Below are 24964 nucleotides of genomic sequence, written 5' to 3'. Positions count from 1 at the left end.
CTCAGGCGCCCCGGGGTCCGGGACGCCTGAGTCAAGGGTACGGGGCGTCAGACGATGCGGGCGCCGTGCACGGGCCCGTGCGCGACCCGCGCCTCCCGGCACACTCCGGCGGCGGTCAGCTCGTCGGCGATCCGCTCCGCGTCGGCGGTGTCGGCGGCGAGGAACACGCAGGTGGGCCCGGAGCCGGAGACGATGCCGGCGAGCGCGCCGGCGGCCTCGCCGGCCTTGAGCGTCCCGGCCAGCGCCGGGCGCATGGCGAGCGCGGCGTCCTGGAGGTCGTTGCCGAGCGTGGCGGCGAGCACCCGCGGGTCCCGCTGGCGCAGCGCGCCGAGCAGCGCGTCGGTGCTGCCCAGCGGCGTGCCGGCGGCCCCGGTGTCGCGCAGCCGGTCCAGTTCGCGGTAGGCGGCCGGGGTGGAGAGGCCGCCGTCGGCGACGGCCACCACCCAGTGCCAGGAGGTGGGGCGCGCCAGCACCGGGCTGACCGCCTCGCCCCGGCCGGTGCCGAGCGCGGTGCCGCCGTGGATCAGGAACGGCACGTCGGAGCCGAGGTCGGCGGCGATGCCGGCCAGTTCGTCGCGGGACAGGCCGGTGCCCCAGAGCGCGTCGCAGGCGACAAGCGCGGCGGCGGCGTCGGCGCTGCCGCCGGCCAGCCCGCCGGCGAGCGGGATGGACTTGCGCAGGTGCAGCCGGGCGTGCGGGGCGACCCCGGCGTAGCCGGCGAGGGCGTGCGCGGCGCGCAGCACCAGGTTGGTGTCGTCCAGGGCCAGCTCGCCGGCGCCCTCGCCCTCCATGGTGAGTGCGAGCGTGTCGCCGCGGCGGGCGGTCAGCTCGTCGTAGATGGAGATCGCGTGGTAGACGGTGTTCAACTCGTGGTAGCCGTCCCGCCGCAGCGGTCCCACCCCGAGGTGCAGATTGACCTTGGCGGGCACCCGCACCTTGACCGGGCCGCTGGAGCCGCGCCGCTGCCCGTCCTCGTCCTCCGGTCGCCAGGCCTCGGTCACCGGAACAGCTCCCGTGGGCGCAGGCGGGTGTCGAACGGCTTCTGCACGGTCAGCTCCTCGGCGGGGTCGGGCAACGGCGCCAGCCTACTGGGCCCCGGCGGAGCCGTCCGGGGCCGACGCGGCGATGGCGGCGAACTGCTCGACGGTGAGCGACTCGCCGCGGGCGCCCTGGTCCACGCCGGCGGCGGTGAGCGCGGCGGCGGCCCGGTCCGCGCCGCCGGCCCAGCCGGCCAGCGCGGCGCGCAACGTCTTGCGGCGCTGGGCGAACGCGGCGTCGACCACCGCGAAGACCGCCCTGCGGGGTACGTCGGGCCGGGGCGGCTCGCGGCGGGTGAACGCGACCAGGCCGGAGTCGACGTTGGGCACCGGCCAGAACACGTTCGGCGGGACCTTGCCGGCGGCGCGGGCGCGGGCGTACCAGGCGAGTTTGACCGAGGGGATGCCGTACACCTTGGAGCCGGGGCCGGCGACGAGCCGGTCGGCGACCTCCTTCTGCACCATCACCAGGCCGTGCCGCAGCGTGGGCAGCTCGGCGAGCAGGTGCAGCACCACCGGCACGGCCACGTTGTAGGGCAGGTTCGCCACCAGCGCGGTGGGGGCCGGGTCGCCCAGGTCGGCGGCGGTGACCCGCAGCGCGTCGGCGGGGTGCACGGTGAGCCGGGCGGCGTCCGGGCCGGCGAACCGGGCGGCGGTGCCGGGCAGCGCGGCGGCGAGCGCCGGGTCGAGTTCCACGGCGTGCACGTGCGCGGCGACCGGCAACAGCGCCAGGGTGAGCGAGCCGAGCCCGGGGCCGACCTCCAGCGCCACGTCGTCCGGGGCCAGCCCGGCGGTGGTGACGATCCGGCGTACCGTGTTCGGGTCGTGCACGAAGTTCTGGCCGAGCTTCTTGGTCGGCGTGACGCCGAGCCGCGCGGCGAGTTCCCGGATCTCCGCCGGGCCGAGGAGTCCGGTCACGCCGGGCATCCTTTCACCACGGGCCGAACGCGCGCTCACCGGTGGTGGAGATGGCGGCGCAGAGTTCGTCCAGGTCGGCGCCGGTGGTGTCGGCCAGGAACCGGACCGTCAGCGGAATCAGGTACGACGCGTTCGGCCGGCCCCGGTACGGCATCGGGGTCAGGTACGGCGCGTCGGTCTCCACCAGCATCTGCTCCGGCGGGGTGACGGCGGCGGCCTCGCGCAGCGCGGCGGCGCTGCCGAACGTGACCGTGCCGGCGAAGCTGAGCAGGTGGCCCCGGCGCACGCACGCGCGGGCGAAGTCGGCGTCGCCGGAGAAGCAGTGCATCACCACGGTGTCCGGGGCGCCCTCGTCGTCGAGGATGCGCAGCACGTCGGCGTGCGCGTCGCGGTCGTGGATGACGAGCGCCTTGCGGTGGCGCTTGGCGATGGCGATGTGCGCCCGGAAGCTCTCCTCCTGCGCGGCCCGGCCCGCCTCGCCGGTGCGGAAGAAGTCCATCCCGGTCTCGCCGATCCCCCGGACCCGGTCCCGCCCGGCGAGCGCCTCGATCCGGCGCAGCGCCTCGTCCAGGTCGGCGAGGCGGGGCGCCTCGTTGGGGTGCAGCGCCACGGTGGCCAGCACCGCGGCGTACCGGTCGGCGACGTCGGCGCTCCACTCGGACGACGCGATGTCCACGCCGACCTGGACGAGCCGGTCCACGCCGGCGTCGGCGGCGACCGCGAGCGCGGCGGCGACCGGGTCGCCGTCGCCCGCGCCGCCCGGGGAGGAGCCACCGCCGCCGCCCGGGAAGGAGCCACCGCCGGGGGGTGCGCCGTACTCGCCGACGGTGATGTCGAGGTGGGTGTGGCTGTCCGGCACGGGCACCGGCAGCGGCTCGGGGGCGGGTGGGAACTCGCCGGCCCGGCGGGCGGCGCGCTGCTTGCGGGTCTCGGTCTGCTCGGTCATCGCGGCCAGCATCACACACCAGCGCCGGGCCGCGTTCCCGGACCGCCACCGGCCGTTCACACGCCCCACATCTGGCCGGCCTAGCGTCCCGGAAATGACCGTCACGGACCGTACCGGCGGCGCCGCCTCCGAGCGGACCGGGCTGCGCGTGGCGTACGACGGGCGCGTGCACCCGGCCGAGGAGCTCGCCCGGGGCGCGGCGTACGAGCTGTTCAGCGCCGACGAGGTGCCCGGCTTCGAGTGGTGTCCCCGGCCGGGTGGCGGCCTGCCCTGGCGGAAGTTCGTGCACGCGACCGAGGTGGACGCGGTGCACGGGGCGGCCGAGCCGACCGAGGAGCCCGACTCGCCGCTGCTGATGCCGGTGCACCGGGACCGGGGCTGGGCGTACGTGCACCAGCTCAGCCAGCGGCCGGCGGCGGCGGACGACCCGACGCTGGCCGCGGTGCGGGCGTCGGCGGTGATCCGGCCGGGCACCCGGATGGTGAAGGTGCTCTCCGCCCGGCAGCTCGCCGGTTACGTGCGGGGCTGGTTGCCGCACGGCTTCTGCTACCGGGAGCACGACGTGGCGCACCTGCGGACGCCGGCGGGGCTGGCGGTGCTGCGCGGCGACTCCGAGGGCGGCGACGTGGCGTACGCGTTGCGGTGGCGGGCCGCCGACCCGGCCGACTACGACGTCCCGGTCGGCCCGGCGCACCGCGGGCTGACCGCCCTGCCGCCCCGGGACCGGATCGGGCCGCCGGTGCTGGGTACCGGGTTCGTGCCGAGCGACGGGCAGCTCGTCCCGGAGTTCGTCACCCGGGACTTCGCCGACCTGCCGGTGCCGGCCAACGCCACGCTGCTCGCCTACCCGGCGGAGGGGGTGGAGGTGGTGCTCTACACCTATCAGGCGGAGCAACGCGGCTGGCTGCGGCTGGCCGGTCCGCAGTGGCGGCACCTGCTCGCCGCGGTGCCCGGCCTCGCCGCCGACCAGGAGTACGTGCCGACCGGCGACGCGCCGCGCTCGACCCGGTTGGTCGGCGCGTACGCCGGGGCCGAGTACGAGGCGGTGGCCGATCAGCCCGGCGGGTTCCGGGTGCTGGCGATGACCCGGGCGGCCCGCTATCCGGTGGACGCGGCGGCCCGGCGGCTGCGGACGGCCGGGTGGCGCGGGGTGCCCTGTCTGGTGCTGCGGGAGGAGGCGGGCTGGCTGCGGTTGCGGCTGCGCCGCCCGGATCCGGACGCGGTGGCGGTGACCGGGGCGCAGTGTCACGAACGGGGCGTCTACGAGGTGTGGGCGCCGGGTGGCGAGCTGACCGAGGACCGGGTGGTGGACCTGCCGTACCCGCGCCGCGACGCATAGCCGGCCGCAGGTCGGGAAGGCGTGGGCGTCCGAGACCCACGCGAGGGGGAATTCCGACATGCCTTTCGTCACCGTCGGTACGGAGAACTCCGCACCCATCGACCTGTACTACGAGGATCACGGTTCCGGTCAGCCGATCGTGCTGATCCACGGTTTCCCGTTCAACGGGGCCACCTGGGAGAAGATGAGCGGTCCGCTGCTCGCCGCCGGATACCGGGTGATCACGTACGACCGGCGCGGGTTCGGCAGTTCCGCGCAGCCGGCGTTCGGCTACGACTACGACACGTTCGCCGCCGACCTGGACGTGCTGATGACCGAGCTGGACCTGCGGGACGCGATCCTGGTCGGGCACTCGATGGGCACCGGCGAGGTGACCCGCTACCTGGGCGCGTACGGCTCGGACCGGGTGTCACGGGCGGTGGTGATGGCCCCGTTGGCGCCGTTCCTGCTGAAGACGCCGGACAATCCGGAAGGCGTCGAGAAGAGCATGTTCGACGGGTTCCAGCAGGCGATCATCCAGGACCGGTTCGCCTATCTGACGCAGTTCTGCGACGCGTTCTTCAACGCCAGTGAGAACAAGGGCAAGCTGGTCAGCGACGAGGCGTACCACGCGCACTGGCAGATCGGCGCGCAGGCGTCCGCGAAGGGCACCCACGACTCGGTGGACGCCTGGCAGACCGACTTCCGCGGCGACCTGCCGAACATCAAGGTGCCGGTGCTGATCATCCAGGGCGACAAGGACAACGTGTTGCCGTACCCGAAGACGGGTCAGCGACTGGTGAACATGCTGTCCGACGCCAAGCTGGTCACGCTCAAGGGCGCCCCGCACGGCACACCGTGGACGCACCCGACCGAGGTCAACAAGGCGATCATGGAGTTCATCGGCAAGCCGAGCATGGCCCGGGCCTGACCCGGACGACAGGCGGCCCCGGGGATCTCCCCGGGGCCGCTGTCGCGTCGGTGGTCAGCCGGCGAGGCGGGCCAGTTCCTCGTCGACGATGGACGGGTCGAGCTTGCGGAACACCGGCTTGGGCGCCGCGAGCGGCCGACCCACCTCCAGGGGTACGGACTCCCAGCGCGCCCCGACCGTGTAGTCGCCGGTCAGCACCGGGTACGCCGGGCCGCCGTCGAGGTCGTCGACCTCCTCGATCACCGGCATCGGCGCGTGCGTGCCGGTGCCGCCGAGCAGCTCGTGGATCTGCTGGGCGGAGTGCGGCAGGAACGGGGTGAGCAGCGTGTTGGCGTCGCTGACCACCTGGAGCGCGACGTGCAGGATGGTGCCCATCCGCGGCTTGTCGTCGTCGCCCTTGAGCTTCCACGGCGCCTGCTCGGACAGATACTTGTTGGCCTCGGCGACCACCTTCATGGCCTCGCCGATGGCCTGCTTCTGCCGGTGCCGGGCGATCAGGTCGCCGACGGTGGCGAAGCCGGCCCGCGCGACGTCGAGCAGCGCCCGGTCGGCGTCGGTGAGCCCGGCCGGGTCGACCGGCGGGATCGCGCCGAAGTTCTTCGCCGCCATCGACACGGACCGGTTGACCAGGTTGCCCCAGCCGGCGACCAGCTCGTCGTTGTTGCGGCGGAGGAACTCGGCCCAGGTGAAGTCCGTGTCGTTGCTCTCCGGGCCGGCGACCGCGATGAAGTAGCGCAGCGCGTCGGCGTCGTAGCGCTCCAGGAAGTCCCGGACGTAGATGACGACCTTGCGGGAGGAGGAGAACTTCCGCCCCTCCATGGTCAGGTATTCGCTGGAGACGACCTCGGTGGGCAGGTTGAGCCGGCCCAGCCGGCCGGGCTCGCCGTCGCGGGCGCCCTCGCCGGAGTAGCCGCCGAGCAGCGCCGGCCAGATCACCGAGTGGAAGACGATGTTGTCCTTGCCCATGAAGTAGTAGCCGAGCGCGTCCTTCCCCTCGGCGTCGGCCGACCACCACTTCCGCCACGCCTCCGGGTCGCCGGTGCGGCGGGCCCACTCGATGGACGCGGACAGGTAGCCGATCACCGCGTCGAACCAGACGTAGATCCGCTTGTCGTTGCGGCCCTGCCAGCCGTCGAGCGGGATCGGCACGCCCCATTCCAGGTCCCGGGTGATGGCCCGGGGCTGGAGGTCGTCGAGCAGGTTCCGGGAGAACCGCAGCACGTTGGGCCGCCAGCCCTCCCGGGTGTCCAGCCACTGCCGCAGCGCGTCGGCGAGGGCGGGCAGGTCGAGGAAGAAGTGCTCGGTCTCCACGAACTCCGGCGTCTCGCCGTTGATCTTCGACTTGGGATTGATCAGGTCGATCGGGTCGAGCTGGTTGCCGCAGTTGTCGCACTGGTCGCCGCGGGCGCTGTCGTAGCCGCAGATCGGGCAGGTGCCCTCGATGTAGCGGTCCGGCAGGGTGCGGCCGGTGGACGGGGAGATCGCCCCGGTGGTGACCTCCGGGACGATGTAGCCGTTGCGGTGCAGCCCGGTGAACAGCTCCTGCACCACCGCGTAGTGGTTGCGGGTGGTGGTGCGGGTGAACAGGTCGTACGACAGGCCGAGCGCCCGCAGGTCCTCGGCGATCACCCGGTTGTAGCGGTCGGCCAGCTCACGCGCGGTGACCCCCTCGGCGTCGGCCTGCACCTGGATCGGGGTGCCGTGCTCGTCGGTGCCGGAGACCATGAGCACGTCGTGACCGGCCATCCGCATGTACCGGGCGAAGACGTCGGAGGGAACGCCGAATCCGGATACGTGGCCGATGTGGCGCGGGCCGTTGGCGTAGGGCCAGGCGACCGCGGCGAGAACGTGACTCATGAGCGTCAAGACTAGTGATTGCCGTGGGCGCCCCGCGAACCAATAGGGCGGCCCGGCCCGACGTACGCCCGATTTGTCGCCGACACGCGGCCTGAGCTGCCCGGCGAGCCCGCCTCGCAGGTGTGGAATGAACGGCGTGACCAGCAGACCAGCGGCACCCGAGCCGTCCGCGTCCGCCCGGGCCGCGCCGCGCGGCACGCCGGTCGCCCCGCAGCCCCGGGTGGACCCGGTGGATCCGACGGTGGAGGTGGAGCCGACCACCGGGGCGCCGGTGGACGCCGTGCCGCGCCGGGTGCCGGTGCGACAGCCGCGCTGGCAGCGGCGGTCCGCCCCGGCCGGCGACGAGGCCACCGGCTGGGCGCCGATCGAGGAGGTGCACTGGGACGGCACGCCGCTACGCGACGAGCCGCGCCGCCGGACCGTCCGGATCCGCGCCCGGCGGGAGCCGACCCGCCCGGTCCACCCGCCGGACCCGCCCGTCGGGCTCGCCGTGCTGGTGACGCTGAGTCTGCTCGCCGCGTTCTTCGCCTGGGTGAGCGCCGGCCCGTTCTGGCTGGCGGTGGGACACTCGACGGGCGGCACCGTGATGATCACCGAGTGCGCGGGCGGCGGGCTCACGCAGCGCTGCCGGGGCATCTTCCAGGCCGACGGCGACCGCTTCCAGGCGCAGGGCGTACGGGTCAGCGGCGTGCCCGCCGGACACACCGCCACCGGCAACACGTTGCCGGCCCGGATGACCGGGCCGGGCGGCGCCACCGCGTACGCCGACTCCGGCGTCGGGCGGCACCTGCGCTGGCTGCTCGGGCTGGCCCTGGTGGCGGGCTGCGCCGCCGGGATCGCCCGATGGACCGGCGCGACCCGACTGGCGGACCCGCGACAGCGGCGCTGGGCGGTCGGCCTGGCCGCAGCCGGCCCGCTGCTGATCCTGATCGGCTTCCTCGCCGCCGCCTGGTGAGGTGTGAGGAGGGGGCCCCGCCCAACCAGGTGCAGCCTCAGCGGTGCACGACCGCGTAGACGTCACGGCGGCGCAGCCCGTACGCGGTCGCGACCTCGGTGATCGCGTCCCGCCGGGACGCCCCGGCCGCCTCGCGCTCGGCCACCGCAGCGCGCAGCGCGTCGTCGTCGGGGCGGACCGCCGGGGTCGCCGGCGCACCGGCCACCACCAGCGTGATCTCGCCGCGTACGTCGCCCGCGGCGGCCCACTCGGCCAGCTCGCCCAAGGGCCGGCGGACCACTTCCTCGTACGTCTTGGTCAGCTCGCGGCAGAGCGCGGCGGGCCGGTCCGGGCCGAACGCCTCGGCCAGGTCGGCAAGCGCCCCGGCGATCCGGTGGGTCGCCTCGAAGAGCACGAGCGTGCGTTCCTCGCCGGCCAGCGCGCGCAGCCGGGAACGGCGGGCGCCGGGGGTGCGGGGCAGGAAGCCCTCGAAGCAGAACCGGTCGCAGGGCAGCCCGGACAGCGCCAGCGCGGTGGTGACCGCGCTCGGGCCGGGGGCGGCGGTGACCGGGACGCCGGCCTCCAGCGCGGCCCGCACCAGCCGGTAGCCGGGGTCGGAGACGCTCGGCATGCCGCCGTCGGTGACCAGCGCGACGGTGTAGCCGGCGGTGAGCACCTCGGCGAGTTCCGGGGTACGCCGTTCCTCGTTGCCCTCGAAGTAGGAGACGATCCGGCCGGGCACGGTGATGTCGAGGTCACGGGCCAGCCGGGTGAGCCGCCGGGTGTCCTCGGCGGCGACCACGTCGGCGGTGGCGAGCACCTCGCGGAACCGGGTGGACGCGTCGGCCGGGTTGCCCAGCGGCGCGCCGAGCAGCACCAACCGCCCTACCTCGGACATTTCCCCCACGGCGTGCGCTCCCTCATCGATGGTCGTACCAATTTCGGAGACGACGGACGCCACCGGGCACCCTCGCAGCCTACGATCGCCGGGTGACGAGTGCCTCGACAGCACAGGAGCCCTCCACCACCGACCGGGCCGCCGGCTCACCGGACGACGACGGCGGGGGTGGCATCCCGGCCGCGGTCCGGCGTCGGCTCGCCACGGTCGACGACCATCTGGGCCGGGGGCAGGCGTGGCTGGCCACCGCCGTCGTGGTGGCGATCGCCGCGATCCTGCGCTTCGTCGGGCTCGGCCACCCCTCCGGCAAGATCTTCGACGAGACCTACTACGCCAAGGACGCGTACGGGCTCATCGACCGGGGCGTCGAGTGGAACTACAAGGACAACGGCCCGTCGTACGTGGTCCACCCGCCGCTGGGCAAGTGGCTGATCGGGCTCGGCGAGTGGGCCTTCGGCTACCAGGACGCCGAGACCAACATCTCGGTGCCGGGGCACCTGATGACCACCGCCCCGGAGTTCGGCTGGCGGTTCGGCGCGGCGGTCTGCGGCACGCTGTCGGTGCTGCTGCTGGTGCGCATCGGCCGGCGGATGTTCCGCTCCACCACGCTCGGCTGCGCGGCGGGTCTGCTGCTCGCGCTCGACGGTTTCCACCTGGTGCTGTCCCGCACCGCGATCCTCGACATCTTCCTGCTGTTGTTCGTGCTGGCCGCGTTCGGCGCGCTGGTGCTCGACCGGGACGCCCGGCGGCGACGCTGGTCCCGGGCGCTGGCGGCGGGCCTCGACCCGACCGTGCCGGGGCGCGCCGGCCGGCCGGCGTCGGGCTGGCGCAACTGGCCGTGGTGGCGGCTGCTCGCCGGCGTGCTGCTCGGCTGCGCCTGCTCGGTGAAGTGGAGCGGGATCTACTTCGTGCCGGCGTTCGCGCTGCTGGTGCTGCTCTGGGAGGTCGGGGTCCGCCGGTCGGCCGGGGTCCGCCGCCCGTGGCGGGACGCCGTCCTCGACGAGTTGCCCTGGCTGCTCGCGGCCGGCGTGCTGATGGTGGTGACCTACGTGGCCACCTGGTCGGGTTGGCTGCTGAGCGACGAGGGTTACTACCGTCTGGCCAGCCGCTACCCGAACGTCGAGGGGCTGAGCGACACGCCCGTGTTCGGCGCGCTGATCAACCTGTGGGAATACCACAAGGCCGCGTACGGCTTCCACACCCAACTCGACGACCCGCACAAGTACCAGTCCTGGCCGTGGCAGTGGCTGCTGCTGGGCCGGCCGGTGGCGTTCGCGTGGTCCGGTGACGGCAACTGCGGCGCGGCGAGCTGCGCCTCCGAGGTGCTGCTGCTGGGCACCCCGCTGCTCTGGTGGTCGTTCCTGCCGGCGCTGGCCGCGACGGTCTGGCTGGGCCTGGCCCGGCGGGACTGGCGGGCCGGGGCGATCCTGCTGAGCGCGGCGGCCGGGCTGCTGCCCTGGTTCTGGTTCGCGCTCGACGGCCGGACGATGTTCTCGTTCTACGCCGCGCCGGCGGTGCCGTTCCTGGTGCTCGCCGTGGTCTACGTGCTGGGCGCGATCGTCACCCCCGCGCCGGTCACCGGCACGGCCGCGCCGCCGAGCGAGGAGCAGACCAACGACCGCCGTCTGGTCGGCGGCATCATCGCGGGCGCCTACGTGCTGCTGGTGGCGCTCTGTTTCGGCTACTTCTATCCGATCTTCGTGGGGAAGCTGCTGCCGTACGCGGACTGGTCCGCCCGGATGTGGCTGGACGGCAGCTGGATCTGATCCGCGAGCGTGAACGCACGACGGCCCGGTGGAGACCTCTCCACCGGGCCGAAATGTGCTTGCGTCCGCGCCGCCGATCTGCTTGGCGGGTCGGGGCAGAAAAAAGCGCGCCCCGATCGCCTGCCACGGGGGAAGCGGGCGATTGGGGCGCGCAAGACAGAGCTTAACCACACTGCGCCGACCGCACAACGGGTGCAGCTCAGTCAGATTTCCGACCAACGCGCCACCCCCCGAAAGGTTTACATCGGGCAGCTAACGGTGGGTCATCTCCCGAGAACATAACGAGTTCGGCACCATCGGCGACCGGGTCGCACCCCACCACCCGGATGATCTTCCATTGTGGATCTCACTACACTCGCCCGGTGATCAACAAGAGACGATCGACGGCCGTCCTGTGGGGACTGCTGGCGGCGATCGCGCTGATCGGTCCGAGCCCCGCCGGGGCCGACGACGAGACCACCGAACCCGCCGCCGAACCACCCAAGGTCGAGCTGGTGCTCGACGTCAGCGGCTCGATGCGGGCCCGCGACATCGACGGGCGCAGTCGGATCAGCGTCGCCCAGCAGGCGTTCAACGAGGTGGTCGACGGCCTGCCCGACGAGACGCAGCTCGGCATCCGGGTGCTCGGCGCCACCTACCGGGGCAAGGACAAGAAGCAGGGCTGCCGGGACACCCAGCAGATCGTGCCGGTCGGCCCGGTGGACCGGACCGCGGCCAAGGCCGCCGTCGCCGGGCTGCGCCCCACCGGTTTCACCCCGGTCGGGCTGGCGCTGCGCTCCGCCGCGCAGGACCTGGGCACCGGCAGCACCGCCCGCCGGATCGTGCTGATCACCGACGGCGAGGACACCTGTGCCCCGCCCGACCCGTGCGAGGTGGCCCGCGAGCTGGCCGCGCAGGGCACCCGGCTGGTGGTCGACACGCTCGGCCTCGCCCCCGACGAGAAGGTACGCCGGCAGTTGCTCTGCATCGCCGGCGCCACCGGCGGCACCTACACCGCGGCGCAGAGCGCCGACGAGCTGACCGGCCGGATCAAGCAGTTGGTCGACCGGGCCCGCGACACGTACACGGTCGCCCCGGCGGTGGTCGGCGGCGCGGCGGCCTGCGCGGACGCGCCGCTGCTCGCGCCCGGCGTCTACACCGACCGGGAGGCGTTCTCCGAGCACCGCTGGTACCGGGTGCCGGTGCGCGCCGGGCAGGAGCTGCGCGCCTCGGTCAGCATCGGGCTGGACCGGCCGGTGAACCCGGACTACGGCGTGCTGCTGCGGGCCACCGCGCCGGACGGGCGGGAACTGGTCCGCGGCGTCGACGCCGGCAGCGGGCGTACCGACGTGGTCTCGGCCGGCCTGCGCTGGTCGGCCGCCGAGGAGGAGGACGCGGCGGGCCCGACGCCGACCCCGAGCGCGACGGCGGCGGCCCGGACCGTCTGCCTGGTGGTCAGCAACTCGTTCGCGGCCCGCGCCGGCACCCGCGCCGAACCGGGCATGCCGGTGGAGTTGACCGTGGACGTGGTCGCCGCCTCCCCCGCCCCGGACGGGCCGGACCTGGGCCGCGGCTGGGCCCTGCTGCTCCTGCTCACCCTGGCCGGCCTCGTCACCGGCCTGGTCGCCGGGCTGCTCACCCGCTGGTGGGTCGCCACCTGGAGGGAGAACTGAGGATGCGTACCCTCATCCGCGTCGCCGCGGCGACCGCCGCCGCCGGCCTCACGCTCGCGCCCGGCGCCGCCCTCGCCGCGCCGAGCCCGTCCCCGGGCGCGACCACCGTGACCAAGGCCGGCACCTCGTTCCTCACCGCCACGACCATCACCGCCGGCCAGCCGGTACGGGTCGGCGCCTCGACCGGCGACCACCTGTACTGGTCGTTCCGGGCCGAGGCCGGGCAGGTGCACGAGGTCGGCGTCACGGTCACCTTCGGCAAGCCGCGCACCGGCCCGTCCACCTGGACGGTCGACGTGTTCGACGGGCTGCGCCGCCGGCAGGCGTGCACGGCCGGCGCGCAGACCCCCACCGTGGACGCGGCGGCGACCGGCGTGACGCTCGGCTGCACGCTGCGCCGGGTGCGGCCGTGGGCCGAGCCGTGGTCCGGCGACCCGCTACCCGGCACCTACTACGTCCGGCTCTCCGTCACCGACCTGCCCGAACCCGACCTGGGCCTGCCGGTCGAGGTGGACCTGCTGGCCGGCGCGACCGACTCCGGCGGCGCGTCCGGCGACGACGGTGAACTGGCGGCGCCACTGGTGCCGAACACGCGGGCCGGGACGGTGCTGACCGCCGAGCCGACGCCGGAGCCGGCCGCCGAGGAGAAGACCGACCTGACCGGCTGGCTCCCCGAAGCCGGCTCACGCTGGGTGTGGACCAGCGCGGGCGGGGTGCTCGCCGCCGTGGCCGGCGTGGTCGGCTTCGCCCTCACCCGGCGGCCCCGCCGCCACTGAAACCGCCACCGGCGGCCCCGCCGCCACTGAAACCGCCACCGGCGGCCCCGCCGCCACTGAGACCGCGACCGGTGGCCGCCGCGAACCCGACGCGGCGGCCACCGGAAGCGTGATACTCAGACCGTACGCGGACCGCGCGGCACCCAGCCGATGAACCGGTCCTGCAACGCGGTGACCGGCGCGGCACGCAGGTCGTGCGTGGCGGCCGCCAGGCAGGAACCGAGATAGACGCTCAGCGACGCCCGGTCCACCTGGTACTCGATCAGCAGGTTCCGGCGTTTGGTGGCACAGGGCCAGTCTTCGCCGCACGAGCCGCAGGTCCAGTCGGGCGTCACGGGGATGTGCTCGCCGGACCGTGGTTCCGACGCCTCCACACAGGGGGCCATCGGCCACTCCTTCCATCGATGTCGATGACGCTGCCTCCCCCCACAACGTTCCTTCAGCGCCACACTGCGCTCCGCCGTTACGGTACGGTCACCGCGTGTCCCCGTCACCCACTGACGCACGTGCGTGACTTGTTGCCGCCCACCGTGGCGGTGGCGGTGGCCGGTCCGGCCGACTGGTCCGGCACGCTGCTGCCGGCCGAGCGGGCCGGCCTGGGCGACCGCGCGGTGCCCCGCCGCCGGCGCGACTTCACCGCCGGCCGGACGTGCGCCCGCCGGGCCCTCGCCACGCTCGGCCTGCCGGTCACGCCGCTGCCCACCGGCCCGGACCGCGCCCCGGTCTGGCCGGCCGGCGTCGTCGGGGCGATCACCCACACCGAGGGCTACTGCGCCGCCGCCGTCGCCCGCGCCACCGACGTCCGCGCGGTCGGCATCGACGCCGAACAGCACCGCCCGCTCACCCCGGGGGTACGCCGGAAGGTGTGCCGCCCCGACGAGGAGGCGGACCTGGTCCGGCTGCCGTCCGGGCTCCCCTGGCCGACCGTGCTGTTCAGCGCCAAGGAGACCGTCTACAAGGTCTGGTACCCGCTCGTCGGCACCTGGTTGGGCTTCCCGGACGCCCGGCTCACGCTCGACCCCGACGCGGGCACGTTCCGCGCCGAGATCGCGCCGGCCCGGCTCGCCGCCGCCCCGGTGCCCGATCCGCCGTCGTCGATCACCGGACGGTTCGCGGTGGACGACGACCTGATCCGTACCGCCGCCGTCCTGGTACGTCGGTGAGGGCCGGATGGCGGCGTTGTCGCCGGCTTGTACCGTCGTCCCGACTGAAATCTCCTCCCGAAGGTGCCCAAGGAGTACGGTGAGCCACCCTCAGCCTCCGTCCGGGTCAGAGGACCCGGACCAGCAGCCGCAGGAACCGCCGACGCAGGCGTTCCCCACCGCGCCGATGCCGCCGGTGTCCGGCAGCCCCTGGGCGCCGCCGACCTCGGACGCGCCGACGGCCCCCATCTCGGGCGCGCCCCAGTCGCCGGTCTCCGGGCCGCCCCAGCCGCCGGCCCCGCCGACCCAGGCAATCCCGCCGGCCCCGGCCACCGAGGCGTTCCCGTCCCGGCCGACCTCCGGCGCGCCCCAGCCGCCGACCGAAGCGATCCCGCCGGCACCGCCGACCGAGGCGTTCCCGCCGGCCCCGCCGACCCAGGCGATCCCGCCGGCACCGCCGACCCAGGCATATCCGACGGCGCCGTCGACCCAGGCGTTCCCGCCGCCACCGTCCACCGAGGCGTTCCCGCCGGCGCCTCCGACGTCGGGCGCGCCGTACCCGCCGGGTGGGGGGTACCCGCAGGCGGGTGGCTACCCGCAGGCAGGCGGCTACCCGCAGGCGGAGGGTTACCCGCAGGCAGGTGGCTATCCGCAGGCGGAGGGTTACCCGCAGGCAGGTGGCTATCCGCCGTCGGGGGGATACCCGCCGCCGGGCGGGGCGCAGCCGCCGTATCCGCCCGCGTCGGGCACGCCGTACCCGCCACCGGGTGGGCAGTATCCGCCGCCGGGCGGTGAGGCGTACAAGGCGACCGGCCCGTACCCGCCGCCACCGGGGCAGCCGTTCGGGCCGCCGGCGAAGAAGTCCGGCCGGAACGTCTGGCTCACCGTCGGCATCGTGGTGGCGGTCCTGCTGCTGCTCTGCTGCGGCGGTGGCGTCTTCGCGCTCTACACCGGCGCGAAGAAGACCAAGGAGGCGATCGACACGCTGCCCACCCCGGACATCAGCTACAGCAACCCGATCGATCCGCCGCCGCCCACCGGTGACCCGTCCGTCACCACGCCCCAGCCGGGCACCACCGACGACGAGACGTTCAACATGCCCGCCGGCGACAAGCTGATCGTCAACGACGACGAGGGCACTGTGGAGATCGTCGTCGGCAACTTCCGGACCAAGGACACCGCCTGCCGGGAGTACGCGTCCGCCCCGAAGAACGGCACGTTCCTGATCGCCGACGTGTCCGCCGAGGTCACCAAGGGCACCGGCTCTATCAACCCGTTCTTCTTCACCTGGAAGGGCGCGGACGGCACCGAGGAGAGCGGCATCGCCGGCGCGTTCTCCGGCTGCGGCAAGCTGATGACCTCCGGCAACAACCTGCCGGCCGGCTCCAAGCGCAGCGGTCAGCTCATCTTCGACGTCAAGGACCGCAACGGCGTCGTCGAGTACGAGCACCACCTGCGTACCGCCGGGTCCTGGAAGCCCTGACCGGCGCGTGACCCCGCCCGGGGGCCGGTCCGTCGAGGGCCGGCCCCCGGGGCCGTTCGGTCGGTGCCGCCGAGCCGTTCGGGTCTGTTCATGTGCGTGTGCCACTCGCCGGCCGCCAGGCTCGACGGATGGCGAACGACCGCCTACGGCAAGGTGCAACTGCTGCCACCGGCGTAGTCCGTTCCCGCCCCACCGAGATCTTGGTACGGATCGGCCCTGGCGAGGGCGGTCCCGTACCAAGATCTATGGCGGTGTCGCGGCGGTCCGATCGGCCGGCCGTCGTCGGTCTGCCGGTCGGGAGGCCGGGTCGACGGGCGCCCCCGGAGCCACCGCTTGTCCGAATCCCGCGACTCGTCGTCGCCGGACGCTGCCGCAGCGTCGATGTGGAGCGCGCCGATTGACCGCTGGCAATCGTTGCGTACGCAAGCAGACTGTGGTGCGTGACGAACCCATCACCGCAGGTCCCGGGTCCCCGCCCGGCGTTTCCCGCTCCGAGACAGTCCTGGTGGCGCCGGCTCTCCAGCGGCGCGAAGGTCGCGGTCGTGGCCTCGGGCGTGCTGGTGCTCTGCTGCTGCGGCGGCGTGGCGATCGGCGCCGGCCCCGACTCCCCCTCGGCTCCGGCCGGGAAGAAGGCGGCGCCGGCCACGTCCACGTCGACCGGTGTCGAGGCGGCGGCGGTCGCCGCGCCGACGACCTCCGTCCCGTCCCCCGCCGCGTCGCCGACCGAGGCGAGCCCGAGCCCGAGCGCGCCGCCGTCGCCCCAGGTCCGGACCACGACCGTCACCGCGACCGCGAAGATCGCCTACCCCACCCGGACCGTCAGGGACGCCACCCTGCCGCAGGGCACGAAGAAGGTACGCACGCGCGGCGTCAACGGGGTGCGCACGCTGACCTACCGGGTGACGGTCACCGACGGGGTGCAGACCGCCCGGAAGCTCATCCGGTCCGTGGTCAGCAAGCAGCCGGTGACGCAGGTGGTCGCCGTCGGCACGAAGCCGGCGCGCAGGTGCGACCCGAACTACAGCGGGGCCTGCGTGCCGGTCGCGAGCGACGTGGACTGCTCCGGCGGCAGCGGCAACGGTCCCGCGTACGTCGACGGCCCGGTCCGGGTCGTCGGCAGCGACATCTACGACCTGGACCGGGACGGCGACGGGGTGGGCTGCGACGACTGACGGCTGCTGCCGGGGGTGCCCCGCGGTGCCGGCCGATCCGGTCGCCGCGGCCGGCCGCAGGGGCGCGGGGGACGGCTTCCGCGCCCCTATGCTGGGCCGGTGATCATCGCTGACGCCACCGGCTCCTGGGCCGGCACCAACGGTTTCCGGATGTTGCCCGCCGATCCGTTCACCGAGTCGCCGGCCACGCTGACCGTGACGACCGCTGCCGGCGGCCACCTGACCACCGTGGCGTACGCGTGGACGCATCCGGACGACGGCCCGCAGGACGGCCTGCTCGTGATCGCCGCCGGGGAGCAGCCGGGTTCGCTGGCCGCCTGGTGGGGCGACTCGTGGCACCAGCAGCCCACCGCGATGACGCTCACCGGCGCGACGGGCAGGGCGTCGGCGGTCGAACTGGCCGCCGAGTACGCCGGCGGGTGGGGGTGGCGGATCACGCTGGACGCCGCCGACCCGGCGACGCTGCGGCTGGTGATGGAGAACGTGGTCCCGGCGGACCAGGCTGGCCCCGACACGCCGGCCGGTCCCTACCCGGTCATGGTCACCGAGGTGCGCCGGGCCTGAGTCAGCCCCGGCCGTCGAGGATCTCGCGCAGCCGGCGGGCGAACGCCTCCGGCTGGCCGGCGTAGCCGCCCTCCCCACCGACGAAACCGCCGTGGTGGCTCGGGAAGACCGCCGGCCGCCCGCCGAGCAGCTCGGCCGTCGCCACCGACGTGCGGCCGGTGAACGTGGCCGCCGACTCCTCGCCCACCGCGATGACCAGCCGGGTCGGCGCCACGCGGAGCGCGTCGACGTCGGGCCGGTAACTGGTGACCGCCACGGACCGGTCGGAGAGCAGCGGGTCGTCCCGGGAGCCGTCGTCCTCGACCGGCATCCCGAACGCCGCCGGGTCGGGCAGGGGCCGGGCGAAGTAGTCGTCGGTGAACTCGCCGCGCCACGACGTCATGGCCACGAACGCGGCCATGCCGGCACCCCAGCCGTTCTTCCGGTACGCCTCCTGGCAGGCCGCGGTGGCCCGCGCGGCGGCGTCCGCGTCGGGCAGCAGCGTGACGAGTGGCGGCTCGTGCGCCACAAGCGTGCCCACCGTGTCCGGGTACGCCGCGACGAGGGCGAGCGCGGTCACCGCGCCGCCGCTGCTGGCGAACATGTCGACCGGGCCCGTGCCGAGCGCGTCGACGACGGCCCGTACGTCGCCGGCCTGGGTCTCGGGCACGGAGTCGGTGCGGCCGTCCCGGCGCACGCTGCGGCCGAGCCCGCGCGGGTCGTAGGTGATCACGGTCCGGTCCCGGAAGTACGAGGCCAGCGCCGTGAAGCCGTCGGCGCACATCGGCTGGCCGATCATGAACAGCGGTCGGTGCCCGCCGGTGGTGGTGCTCGGGGCGTGCACGTCGTAGACGAGGTCGACGTCGGGTGTCTGGAGCGTGTGCGTGGTCATGCTCCGGTCGACAGCCGTCGGCCCGGAAAGTCATCGGTCCGCCGGGATTCCCATGCGGATGCGGTTCCCGGCGGTGTCCACGTCCACCGCCCACCACCCGCCAATGGATGCCGGGTCGGGTAAACCCCGCGACAGGCGGACCGGCCGAGGGCTACCGTCCGCCGGTGACGCGCATGCACGAGCACGAGGTGCACACCGACCCCGCCCTGGTCGAGCGGCTGGTCGCGAGGCAGTTCCCGCAGTGGGCCGGTCGACCCGTCACTCCGGTCCGCTCCGGCGGCACCGACAACGCGATCTACCGGCTCGGCGACGACCTGACAGTCCGGCTGCCCCGCATCGAGACCGCCGTGAAGCAGGTCGAGTTCGAACACACCTGGCTGCCCGTGCTCGCGCCGCGCCTGTCGGTGGCGGTGCCCGAGCCGTGCGCCGTGGGCCGGCCGGCCGAGGGCTACCCGTGGCCGTGGGCGGTGCACCGCTGGATCGACGGCGAGCACCCGAGCGACGCCACCACCGACCACCGGCGCTTCGCCGCCGACCTGGGCACGCTGGTCACCGGCCTGCGGCAAGCCGACCCCACCGGCGCCCGCACCGGCTACCGGAGCGGGCCGCTGCGGCAGCGCGACGCGTACCTGCGGGAGTGGGCCGAGGCGGCCCACGGCCTGGTCGACGTCGACGCCGTACTCGCCGCCTGGGAGGCGGCGCTGGCCGCACCCGCCTGGGCCGGCCCGCCGGTGTGGGCCCATGGCGACCTGCTCGCCGGCAACGTCCTCGTCCGGGACGGCCGGCTCTGCGGCCTGATCGACTTCGGCGCGGCCGGCGTCGGCGACCCGGCCTGCGACGCCCTGCCGGCGTGGACGCTGCTCGACGCCGACTCCCGCCCGGTGTTCCGCGAGGCCGCCGGCTTCGACGACGCGACGTGGGCACGCGGCAAGGGCTGGGCGCTGCTCTTCGTCAGCGCGCTCACCTACTACCGCACGACAAACCCCACGATGTACGCCGTCGGCCGGCGCGCGGTCGACGCGGTCCTGGCCGACTCCACCTGACGTCGGTCACGAATCCCGCCGACGCCGCCACCCGTCAGGCGCGGGGACCGTTCAGCCGGTCGTCCGGGGCGGTCCGGACGTCGCCGGCCTCCGCCCCGGCGGACGAGTCGCCCCGCTCGACGGACGAGTCACCCGTCTCGACGGACGTGACGTCGTCGAGCAGCTCGTCGACCTCGACCACCGTCGCGTCCGCCTGCGGGGCGGGCTCCGTCGCGTCCGCCGCCGACGTCGGCTTCGTGACCCACTCCTCCCACGACAGGTCGTGCTTCTCCGCCAGGTAGCGGGCGCGGTAGAGCCGGGTCGCGTCCTCGATGGCCGACTGGAGCATGGCGAAGCTGAGCCCGGCGGCGACGAGCGCGCCGGCGATCGGCACGACGTTCGCCAGCCGCGTCCGGACCAGCCGCAGCCCGAGCAGCTTGAAGATCTGCTGGATGACCCGGACGAGAGGGTCCCGCCCCAACTGGCTCCACGTGGCGCGGCGCATCATCTGCTGGGTGAGGCGCGACAGGCTCGCGAGCGCTGCCGTCTTGCTCGCGGACGACGACGCCATGCTGTAGTTCAGGACCCCCATCAGGAACAACTCCTCCTCGGGGTCCCGTGGGTCGTAGCCGTAGTGGACCGCCACCTCCGCCACCGCCCGGCCGAGCAGCGCCAGCGAGATCACCACGTCCGACGCCACCGCGGCGACCGCGACACCCGCCGTCGTGCCGCCGCTGACGGTGGTGCTGACCGTGGCGCCGGTGACCGCGACGGAGGCGAGGCCGGATTCGATCACCCCGACGAACGGGATCGTCATCGCCGGCCGACCCTTGTCGAGGTCCTTGAGGTCGAGCGAGCCGAACGGCGAGCCCTCGGCCAGATCCGGGTGGTCACGGCGCAACCGCTCGGCCCGCTTGGTCAGCGACGCCGAACGCAGGGCCGGCAGGAAGATCGCCTTGAAGCCACCCTCCAGCGCCTTCATGATGGTCTCGTCGCCGAGTTGCATGGTCCGGCTTCCGCCGGGGATCTTCTTGATCTGTTCGCCGGCACGCCTGGTGAGCGACGCGACCTGGCCGACCATGCGCGCCCGCACGCCGTCGCGGCGCTTCCGCTCGCTCTCCAGCAGGCTGGACCAGGCCCGAGCCTCGTAGTCGGACATGCCTTCCCGCATCAGCGCCCCCTGTCGATTCGTGAAAACCCGATCAAGTCTGGTGCCGGGAACCGGGGGCCTCAAGCGATCGGACAAGCGGCTATCCGACTCAAGAGCGGTCACCCGTGGCGGTGGGCGGTATGGCCGACCCGGGCCGAAGTCCGAAAAGGACCACGGTGTGCCTTAGAACTGCGCGGGAGTGTGAACCTGTCATGCCGGGTGACACCCGATAAGTCAGCCTGAATAGGGCCAGAGCAACGATTGTCATGCACTCTAGCGGTTTTACCGACAGCTACATTTGGGAGCGCTCCTATCGCGGTCTCCGCGTCACCGGACGATCACCCATCGACGTTCCCCGGCGGGGGTAGACACAGTGGACTATGCTCACTCGGAGATCGCTGGGGGGCGGCGGGTGTGCCGATTCCCCGGATGTCGTGTTCAACGAACCATGAAGGCGCCGAATGCGGCGCCCGGGAACGGAGTTCGTCATGAAGCTAGCCCGAAGGATCGGATTCACCGCCACTGCTGTGGTGGCACTTGTTGCCGCATCCGCGACCCCCGCACTCGCCGACTCCGGCGACACCATCTACGGATTCTGGCCGAACCGGATCGCGCACGCTACCTTCACCAGCTACGGCGACAAGTTCACCGTGTGGGACGACGAGAGCGACGGGCGGGCCGCGATCGCCTTCTGGCAGGTGGGCAGCCGCAGCGGCCAGTGCGTGAACAGCAACGGCGCGGGCACCTCCAAGACCTGCAACTACGACTTCCCGGAGAACACGACGATCGTCTGGAACCTTACCGCGCAGGGTTGGGCGAACCCCGGCTGCTGCACGGCGATTGTCGGTGGGGAGCAGCGGGACAAGACCTGATCCGAACCGGCGAATGACGCGCGGAAGCCACCACGGCAGCGCCACGCGTCGTCTGGTCGGACAAATCGATAAATGATGTGGTGCGGTTGCCGCAGGCAGCGGGATGACGCGGGATCGGCATCCCGACTGTCTACGGCGACCGCGCCGCTCACCACTCGCCTTGAATTTCCGCCGACCATTGGTGTCAATGGTGCAGGCGCACCTGCACCATTGACACGAACCGGCCACGGACGGATCGGGTGGAGGCTCGTCCGACGTCAATAAGCCTGCGGGGAACGCGGAGCATCCACCGGGCGCGACAATCAGCCGGTTGCGGACCCGGGCCAGTGACAGAAACGGCGCGGTCAGGGTCAGCCCACTCCGAGCGCGGCGGCGAGGTGGACGAGCATCGCCGGGGCGCGCGGATCACGGGCGACGCGGGCGAGGATGTCCCGCCCGTCCGGCCGGTGACGGATCTCGGCCGGCGCGACTCGGTCGGCCTCCACCACGAGCCGGCCGGCACCGACCGGGTCACCCGCTTGCAGGTACGCACGGGCGACATCCATCAGGTACGCGGCCCGATGCTCGGCGGTCAGCCACCGCCACCCGTCCCGCGTGATCACCTGCTCGTGCCGGGCCACGGCGTCCGCCGCGTCACCGCGTTCCGCCGCCACCGCGATGCGGGCAAGCTCGACCGCCGTCGGCCCGAACCCGGTCCGGTGGTGGTCGTGGCCGTCCCCCACCCGCACCGCCATCTCTGCGGCCTCGTCGACCAGTTCGACGGCGGCGCGGTCGTCCCCGTCGCGGGCAGCGGCCAAGGCACCCTGCGCCAGCAGAGTCCCGCACAGCGACAGCTCCGCCGCGTCGCCGAACTCGACCACCGGCGGAACGATCCGGTACGCGGCAGCCAGCATCACCGCCTTCGCCGTCCGAACCCGCGACGACGCGCGCAACACCTGGCCGAGCTGCACGGCGGAGGCCGCCACCAGGACCCGGTCGCCGGTGGCGGCGCTCATCGCCCGGTCCACCGCCAACCACGCCACGTCGGGAGCGCCGAGCTTCACCAGCAACGCGGCCGTCACGCGGTACGCCTCCACCAGCGGGACCCGGCCCCCGCCGGGATCCTGGACGTGGGTGCGCTGCGCGTCGGCCACCACCTGCGGCAGCAGGTCGACCACCATCGGGTAGCGGGCGCGCTGGAAGGTGCTCCAGGCATGCGCGACCTCCCGCGCCATCCGGTCCGCCGGCACCACCGGGCGGCGGGAAGCCGGCCGTTGCAGGGCGATCTCGTACGCCGACAGCGCCGCCCGGATCCGCTCGACGCCCTCGGCGCGCTCGGCCACCTCGACCGGCCGGCTGTCCCGACCGAGCAGCACCGCCGTGTCGATGCGCAGCACGGCAGCGATGTCCTGGAGCGTCGACACCTTGTCCAGCGACCGAACGCCGCGCTCGACCTTGTCGACCCAGCTCTTCGACTTGCCCAGCCGATCGGCCAACACCTGCTGCGACAGCTTCCGTCGTCCGCGCCAGTACGCCACCCGCCGCCCGACCGGCAACAGCTCACCGCTGTCCACGGCGCCACCGCCGATCCGGCACGGCCCGGGTGGTCTCCTCGGCCGGTATCCGATCCGCTTCCGCCTGCGCGAGGATCCGTTGCCGCGCGGCCTCGCGTTCCGCTGCTTCGATCCGCTCGCCTCGGCTCTCGGCTGGAGCGTCCTCGCTCATCCCCACCTCCCGCTGGCAGGGCCCGCCCGCACGTACAGGATCAGGCCTGGCACATTCAGTAACCGTGACGCTACGATCGCGGCGACGCGCGTAGGACTCACCCGCAGTACGAATGAGCTGGTCAGCAGTCAGCCGGCATCGCTGTCCACGACGGGGAAACGTCGACTGCCGGTCACTGTAGGGACGGCGATGGCATCACTCGGACGATCCACCTCGGCTCGTGGCGACGTAACCGGCTACCTGTTGAAGCTGATTCGGGAGTCCATCCCCCTGACTCAGGAGCAGCTCGCCGTGGAGCTTGGCGTCGACCGCGCGACCGTTCAGAGTTGGGAGTCAGGACGGAGACCGTTCCTCGCCGTCCCGTTCGGCCAGGCCGCCAGAATCCGGCAGCGGCTCGGTAGCCTCGGCGCGAATCCGGTGCTGCTCGACGCCGTGGGAGACGCCGTCGACGCCGACGCCGTTCTCGCCGCCCTGCTCAATCCGAAGATCGAGCGGGCAGACCTTGCCGAGCAACCCCTCGGCTGCATGGTGCTCACCCACCGGCTGACCGACCTCATCCTCTGGGCCGTTCTCGGCCAGACCCCCACCTTCATCGGAAGCCTGCCGTCTTCCCACCGTCGACGAGGCCCAGTCGCCACAGGTCCAACTCTGCGGACAGCGGACCAGCGCGTCTTCTTCACGGCCCTGCACGTCCTGGCCGAACGCGCCTCAGCTCAGCGCCAACCCGACGTGCTGCTGCACCGGCAGGCATGCTTCCTCGCCGGTATGGATCCCACGGGCTCATCCGCCGCATGGCTCACCCGGAGCACCACCCGCAAGTCCCCCGGGGCGCGTGCCTTCCACACATGGTCGCCGCTGTGGCCGGACGCCCGCTCCATCGTCACCTCTATGGCCAACCAGGGAGATGTCGAGCCACTACGAGACTTCATCGCCCGCGCACATCCCGATGACGCCTGCCAGCGCGCGGCCCTCAACTACTCCGCGTACTGGGTCGGCGAGATCCCCTATCGCCAACCCAACGACTCCTTCATGCCCGCCACCATCGACGATTGGCGCGGTGCCCGTCTCCTGCGGCACCTCGTCGAGCGCCTCGAAGCTGACCACCCGTTCATCGATCTCAACATCCACAACCTGTGGGCTCTGCTCGCTGCCAGACGCGGGCTCGTCCACGACCACCCTGCCACAGGACAAGCGCTCGCCAACCGTGCCGGTGCCGTCCTCGACAGCGACCAGATCTCCGCGCAGTCCCGCAGGGAACTAACCTCTGTCGTCTACAGCCTGCGTACCGAGGGCATCACCGGCAAAGGGACGGGCAGATGAGCGAGGACCAGCACGCCGCAGCGATGAGATTCATCTTCGAGGCCGGCGTCCTGAAACGCGCCGCTCGTACCGGCTGGTGGTTCGCCGGGGTCAAGCACCCTGAGTCGATCGCCGAACACTCCCACCGCACCGCCCTGATCGGCATGATCCTCGCCGCCATGGAGGGGGCCGATCCCGCGCGGACCACGATGCTCTGCGTCCTGCACGACACCCAGGAAACGCGCATCACGGATATCCCACACATCGCCAAGCGTTACCTCAGCGCCGCGCCCAATACCGCGGTCACCGCAGATCAGGTAGCCGGCTGCCCACCCGGCGTCACCGACGCCATTACTGCGGCCGTGGCCGAGTACGAAGCCGGTGAAACCCTCGAAGCCGTCGTCGCCCGGGACGCCGACAAACTCGAATGCCTCGTCCAAGCCGTTGAATACCGCCACCAGGGCGTCGACAACGTCCAACGGTGGATCGACAGCAGCCGTGCCGCGCTCACCACCGCCTCCGCAAAGCAACTCGCCGACGCGGCACTGGCCGGCCAACCCCTCTCCTGGCTCACCTCACCGTCGAAGAGGCCCGTCTCCGACGAGGAAACCAGCCTTTGACCGCCACCACGACGCCTCGCGGCACTTTCCTC

24 protein-coding genes are annotated in these 24964 nt (G+C 73.3%); 14 read left to right on the top strand and 10 right to left on the bottom strand.

Annotated features, from left to right (window positions below; all coding sequences use genetic code 11):
* Nucleotides 1-47: 47 nt before the first annotated feature.
* The 3 genes from ACIA6B_RS12695 to ACIA6B_RS12685 form a co-directional block, all read right to left on the bottom strand.
* The gene (locus ACIA6B_RS12695) at nucleotides 48-1001 is read right to left on the bottom strand and encodes a 4-(cytidine 5'-diphospho)-2-C-methyl-D-erythritol kinase (RefSeq protein WP_396772879.1); all 954 of its coding nucleotides are present in this window, start codon (nucleotides 999-1001) and stop codon (nucleotides 48-50) included.
* Between the two features lie 84 nt (nucleotides 1002-1085).
* Entirely contained in the window at nucleotides 1086-1955 is an 870-nt protein-coding gene (gene rsmA, locus ACIA6B_RS12690) for a 16S rRNA (adenine(1518)-N(6)/adenine(1519)-N(6))-dimethyltransferase RsmA (RefSeq protein ID WP_396772877.1), read from the bottom strand.
* Nucleotides 1956-1968: 13 nt separating this feature from the next.
* Nucleotides 1969-2913: a TatD family hydrolase gene (locus ACIA6B_RS12685; RefSeq protein WP_396773149.1), complete on the bottom strand. Its 945-nt coding sequence runs from the start codon at nucleotides 2911-2913 to the stop codon at nucleotides 1969-1971.
* Between the two features lie 82 nt (nucleotides 2914-2995).
* On the opposite strand from ACIA6B_RS12685, the gene ACIA6B_RS12680 reads away from it, so the two are divergent.
* Entirely contained in the window at nucleotides 2996-4240 is a 1245-nt protein-coding gene (locus ACIA6B_RS12680) for a hypothetical protein (RefSeq protein ID WP_396772875.1), read from the top strand.
* A 58-nt stretch (nucleotides 4241-4298) separates the two neighbouring features.
* Entirely contained in the window at nucleotides 4299-5150 is an 852-nt protein-coding gene (locus tag ACIA6B_RS12675; RefSeq protein WP_396772873.1) for an alpha/beta fold hydrolase, read from the top strand.
* 54 nt (nucleotides 5151-5204) lie between these two features.
* On the opposite strand, the gene metG is transcribed toward ACIA6B_RS12675, so the two are convergent.
* A complete protein-coding gene (gene metG / locus ACIA6B_RS12670) occupies nucleotides 5205-7007 on the bottom strand; it encodes a methionine--tRNA ligase (RefSeq protein ID WP_396772871.1) in 1803 nt (600 codons plus the stop codon).
* Nucleotides 7008-7134: 127 nt separating this feature from the next.
* Between metG and ACIA6B_RS12665 the strand changes: the two genes are divergently transcribed.
* Nucleotides 7135-7962, top strand: coding sequence for a hypothetical protein (locus ACIA6B_RS12665; protein WP_396772869.1), 828 nt, complete (start codon nucleotides 7135-7137; stop codon nucleotides 7960-7962).
* A gap of 37 nt (nucleotides 7963-7999) precedes the next feature.
* On the opposite strand, the gene rsmI is transcribed toward ACIA6B_RS12665, so the two are convergent.
* Nucleotides 8000-8839 (bottom strand): 16S rRNA (cytidine(1402)-2'-O)-methyltransferase, encoded by an 840-nt coding sequence (gene rsmI / locus ACIA6B_RS12660; RefSeq protein WP_396772867.1) that lies wholly within the window; start codon nucleotides 8837-8839, stop codon nucleotides 8000-8002.
* Between the two features lie 92 nt (nucleotides 8840-8931).
* On the opposite strand from rsmI, the gene ACIA6B_RS12655 reads away from it, so the two are divergent.
* The 3 genes from ACIA6B_RS12655 to ACIA6B_RS12645 all read left to right on the top strand — a co-directional run bounded on the left by ACIA6B_RS12655 (nucleotide 8932) and on the right by ACIA6B_RS12645 (nucleotide 13033).
* Entirely contained in the window at nucleotides 8932-10605 is a 1674-nt protein-coding gene (locus ACIA6B_RS12655; RefSeq protein WP_396772866.1) for a dolichyl-phosphate-mannose--protein mannosyltransferase, read from the top strand.
* Nucleotides 10606-10967: 362 nt separating this feature from the next.
* The gene (locus tag ACIA6B_RS12650; RefSeq protein WP_396772864.1) at nucleotides 10968-12257 is read left to right on the top strand and encodes a VWA domain-containing protein; all 1290 of its coding nucleotides are present in this window, start codon (nucleotides 10968-10970) and stop codon (nucleotides 12255-12257) included.
* 2 nt (nucleotides 12258-12259) lie between these two features.
* On the top strand, nucleotides 12260-13033 hold the full coding sequence (locus ACIA6B_RS12645; RefSeq protein ID WP_396772862.1) for a peptidase: 774 nt from the start codon (nucleotides 12260-12262) through the stop codon (nucleotides 13031-13033).
* A gap of 116 nt (nucleotides 13034-13149) precedes the next feature.
* On the opposite strand, the gene ACIA6B_RS12640 is transcribed toward ACIA6B_RS12645, so the two are convergent.
* Nucleotides 13150-13419: a hypothetical protein gene (locus ACIA6B_RS12640; protein WP_396772860.1), complete on the bottom strand. Its 270-nt coding sequence runs from the start codon at nucleotides 13417-13419 to the stop codon at nucleotides 13150-13152.
* A gap of 120 nt (nucleotides 13420-13539) precedes the next feature.
* On the opposite strand from ACIA6B_RS12640, the gene ACIA6B_RS12635 reads away from it, so the two are divergent.
* From ACIA6B_RS12635 to ACIA6B_RS12620, 4 genes are all read left to right on the top strand, one after another.
* Nucleotides 13540-14196, top strand: coding sequence for a 4'-phosphopantetheinyl transferase (locus ACIA6B_RS12635; RefSeq protein ID WP_396772858.1), 657 nt, complete (start codon nucleotides 13540-13542; stop codon nucleotides 14194-14196).
* 79 nt (nucleotides 14197-14275) lie between these two features.
* Entirely contained in the window at nucleotides 14276-15658 is a 1383-nt protein-coding gene (locus ACIA6B_RS12630) for a hypothetical protein (protein WP_396772857.1), read from the top strand.
* 440 nt (nucleotides 15659-16098) lie between these two features.
* On the top strand, nucleotides 16099-16830 hold the full coding sequence (locus ACIA6B_RS12625) for a G5 domain-containing protein (RefSeq protein ID WP_396772856.1): 732 nt from the start codon (nucleotides 16099-16101) through the stop codon (nucleotides 16828-16830).
* 99 nt (nucleotides 16831-16929) lie between these two features.
* Complete coding sequence (locus ACIA6B_RS12620; RefSeq protein ID WP_396772854.1) at nucleotides 16930-17394, top strand: hypothetical protein; 465 nt, start codon at nucleotides 16930-16932, stop codon at nucleotides 17392-17394.
* A 1-nt stretch (nucleotide 17395) separates the two neighbouring features.
* Here the strand turns inward: ACIA6B_RS12620 and ACIA6B_RS12615 are convergent, their stop codons facing one another.
* Complete coding sequence (locus tag ACIA6B_RS12615; protein WP_396772852.1) at nucleotides 17396-18265, bottom strand: alpha/beta fold hydrolase; 870 nt, start codon at nucleotides 18263-18265, stop codon at nucleotides 17396-17398.
* Nucleotides 18266-18438: 173 nt separating this feature from the next.
* On the opposite strand from ACIA6B_RS12615, the gene ACIA6B_RS12610 reads away from it, so the two are divergent.
* Nucleotides 18439-19308, top strand: coding sequence for an aminoglycoside phosphotransferase family protein (locus ACIA6B_RS12610; RefSeq protein ID WP_396773147.1), 870 nt, complete (start codon nucleotides 18439-18441; stop codon nucleotides 19306-19308).
* Between the two features lie 34 nt (nucleotides 19309-19342).
* Here the strand turns inward: ACIA6B_RS12610 and ACIA6B_RS12605 are convergent, their stop codons facing one another.
* Entirely contained in the window at nucleotides 19343-20458 is a 1116-nt protein-coding gene (locus ACIA6B_RS12605; protein ID WP_396772850.1) for an EcsC family protein, read from the bottom strand.
* 509 nt (nucleotides 20459-20967) lie between these two features.
* On the opposite strand from ACIA6B_RS12605, the gene ACIA6B_RS12600 reads away from it, so the two are divergent.
* Nucleotides 20968-21309 carry a hypothetical protein gene (locus ACIA6B_RS12600; protein WP_396772849.1) on the top strand — a complete coding sequence of 114 codons (342 nt, stop codon included), beginning with the start codon at nucleotides 20968-20970 and terminating at the stop codon, nucleotides 21307-21309.
* A gap of 350 nt (nucleotides 21310-21659) precedes the next feature.
* On the opposite strand, the gene ACIA6B_RS12595 is transcribed toward ACIA6B_RS12600, so the two are convergent.
* Nucleotides 21660-22862, bottom strand: a complete 1203-nt coding sequence (locus ACIA6B_RS12595) for a helix-turn-helix domain-containing protein (RefSeq protein ID WP_396772847.1) — start codon at nucleotides 22860-22862, stop codon at nucleotides 21660-21662.
* Nucleotides 22849-23013 (bottom strand): hypothetical protein, encoded by a 165-nt coding sequence (locus tag ACIA6B_RS12590; RefSeq protein ID WP_396772845.1) that lies wholly within the window; start codon nucleotides 23011-23013, stop codon nucleotides 22849-22851. The genes ACIA6B_RS12595 and ACIA6B_RS12590 overlap by 14 nt, the downstream gene beginning before the upstream one ends.
* Before the next feature lie 189 nt (nucleotides 23014-23202).
* Between ACIA6B_RS12590 and ACIA6B_RS12585 the strand changes: the two genes are divergently transcribed.
* Together ACIA6B_RS12585 and ACIA6B_RS12580 are read left to right on the top strand one after the other, a co-directional pair.
* On the top strand, nucleotides 23203-24333 hold the full coding sequence (locus ACIA6B_RS12585; protein ID WP_396772843.1) for a helix-turn-helix domain-containing protein: 1131 nt from the start codon (nucleotides 23203-23205) through the stop codon (nucleotides 24331-24333).
* Complete coding sequence (locus ACIA6B_RS12580) at nucleotides 24330-24932, top strand: HD family hydrolase (protein ID WP_396772841.1); 603 nt, start codon at nucleotides 24330-24332, stop codon at nucleotides 24930-24932. The genes ACIA6B_RS12585 and ACIA6B_RS12580 overlap by 4 nt, the downstream gene beginning before the upstream one ends.
* The last annotated feature ends 32 nt before the right edge of the window (nucleotides 24933-24964 follow it).

The organism is Micromonospora sp. NPDC051141 (assembly GCF_044455765.1).
GTDB lineage: Bacteria > Actinomycetota > Actinomycetes > Mycobacteriales > Micromonosporaceae > Micromonospora.
This window is presented reverse-complemented; position numbering and strand designations above follow the sequence as displayed.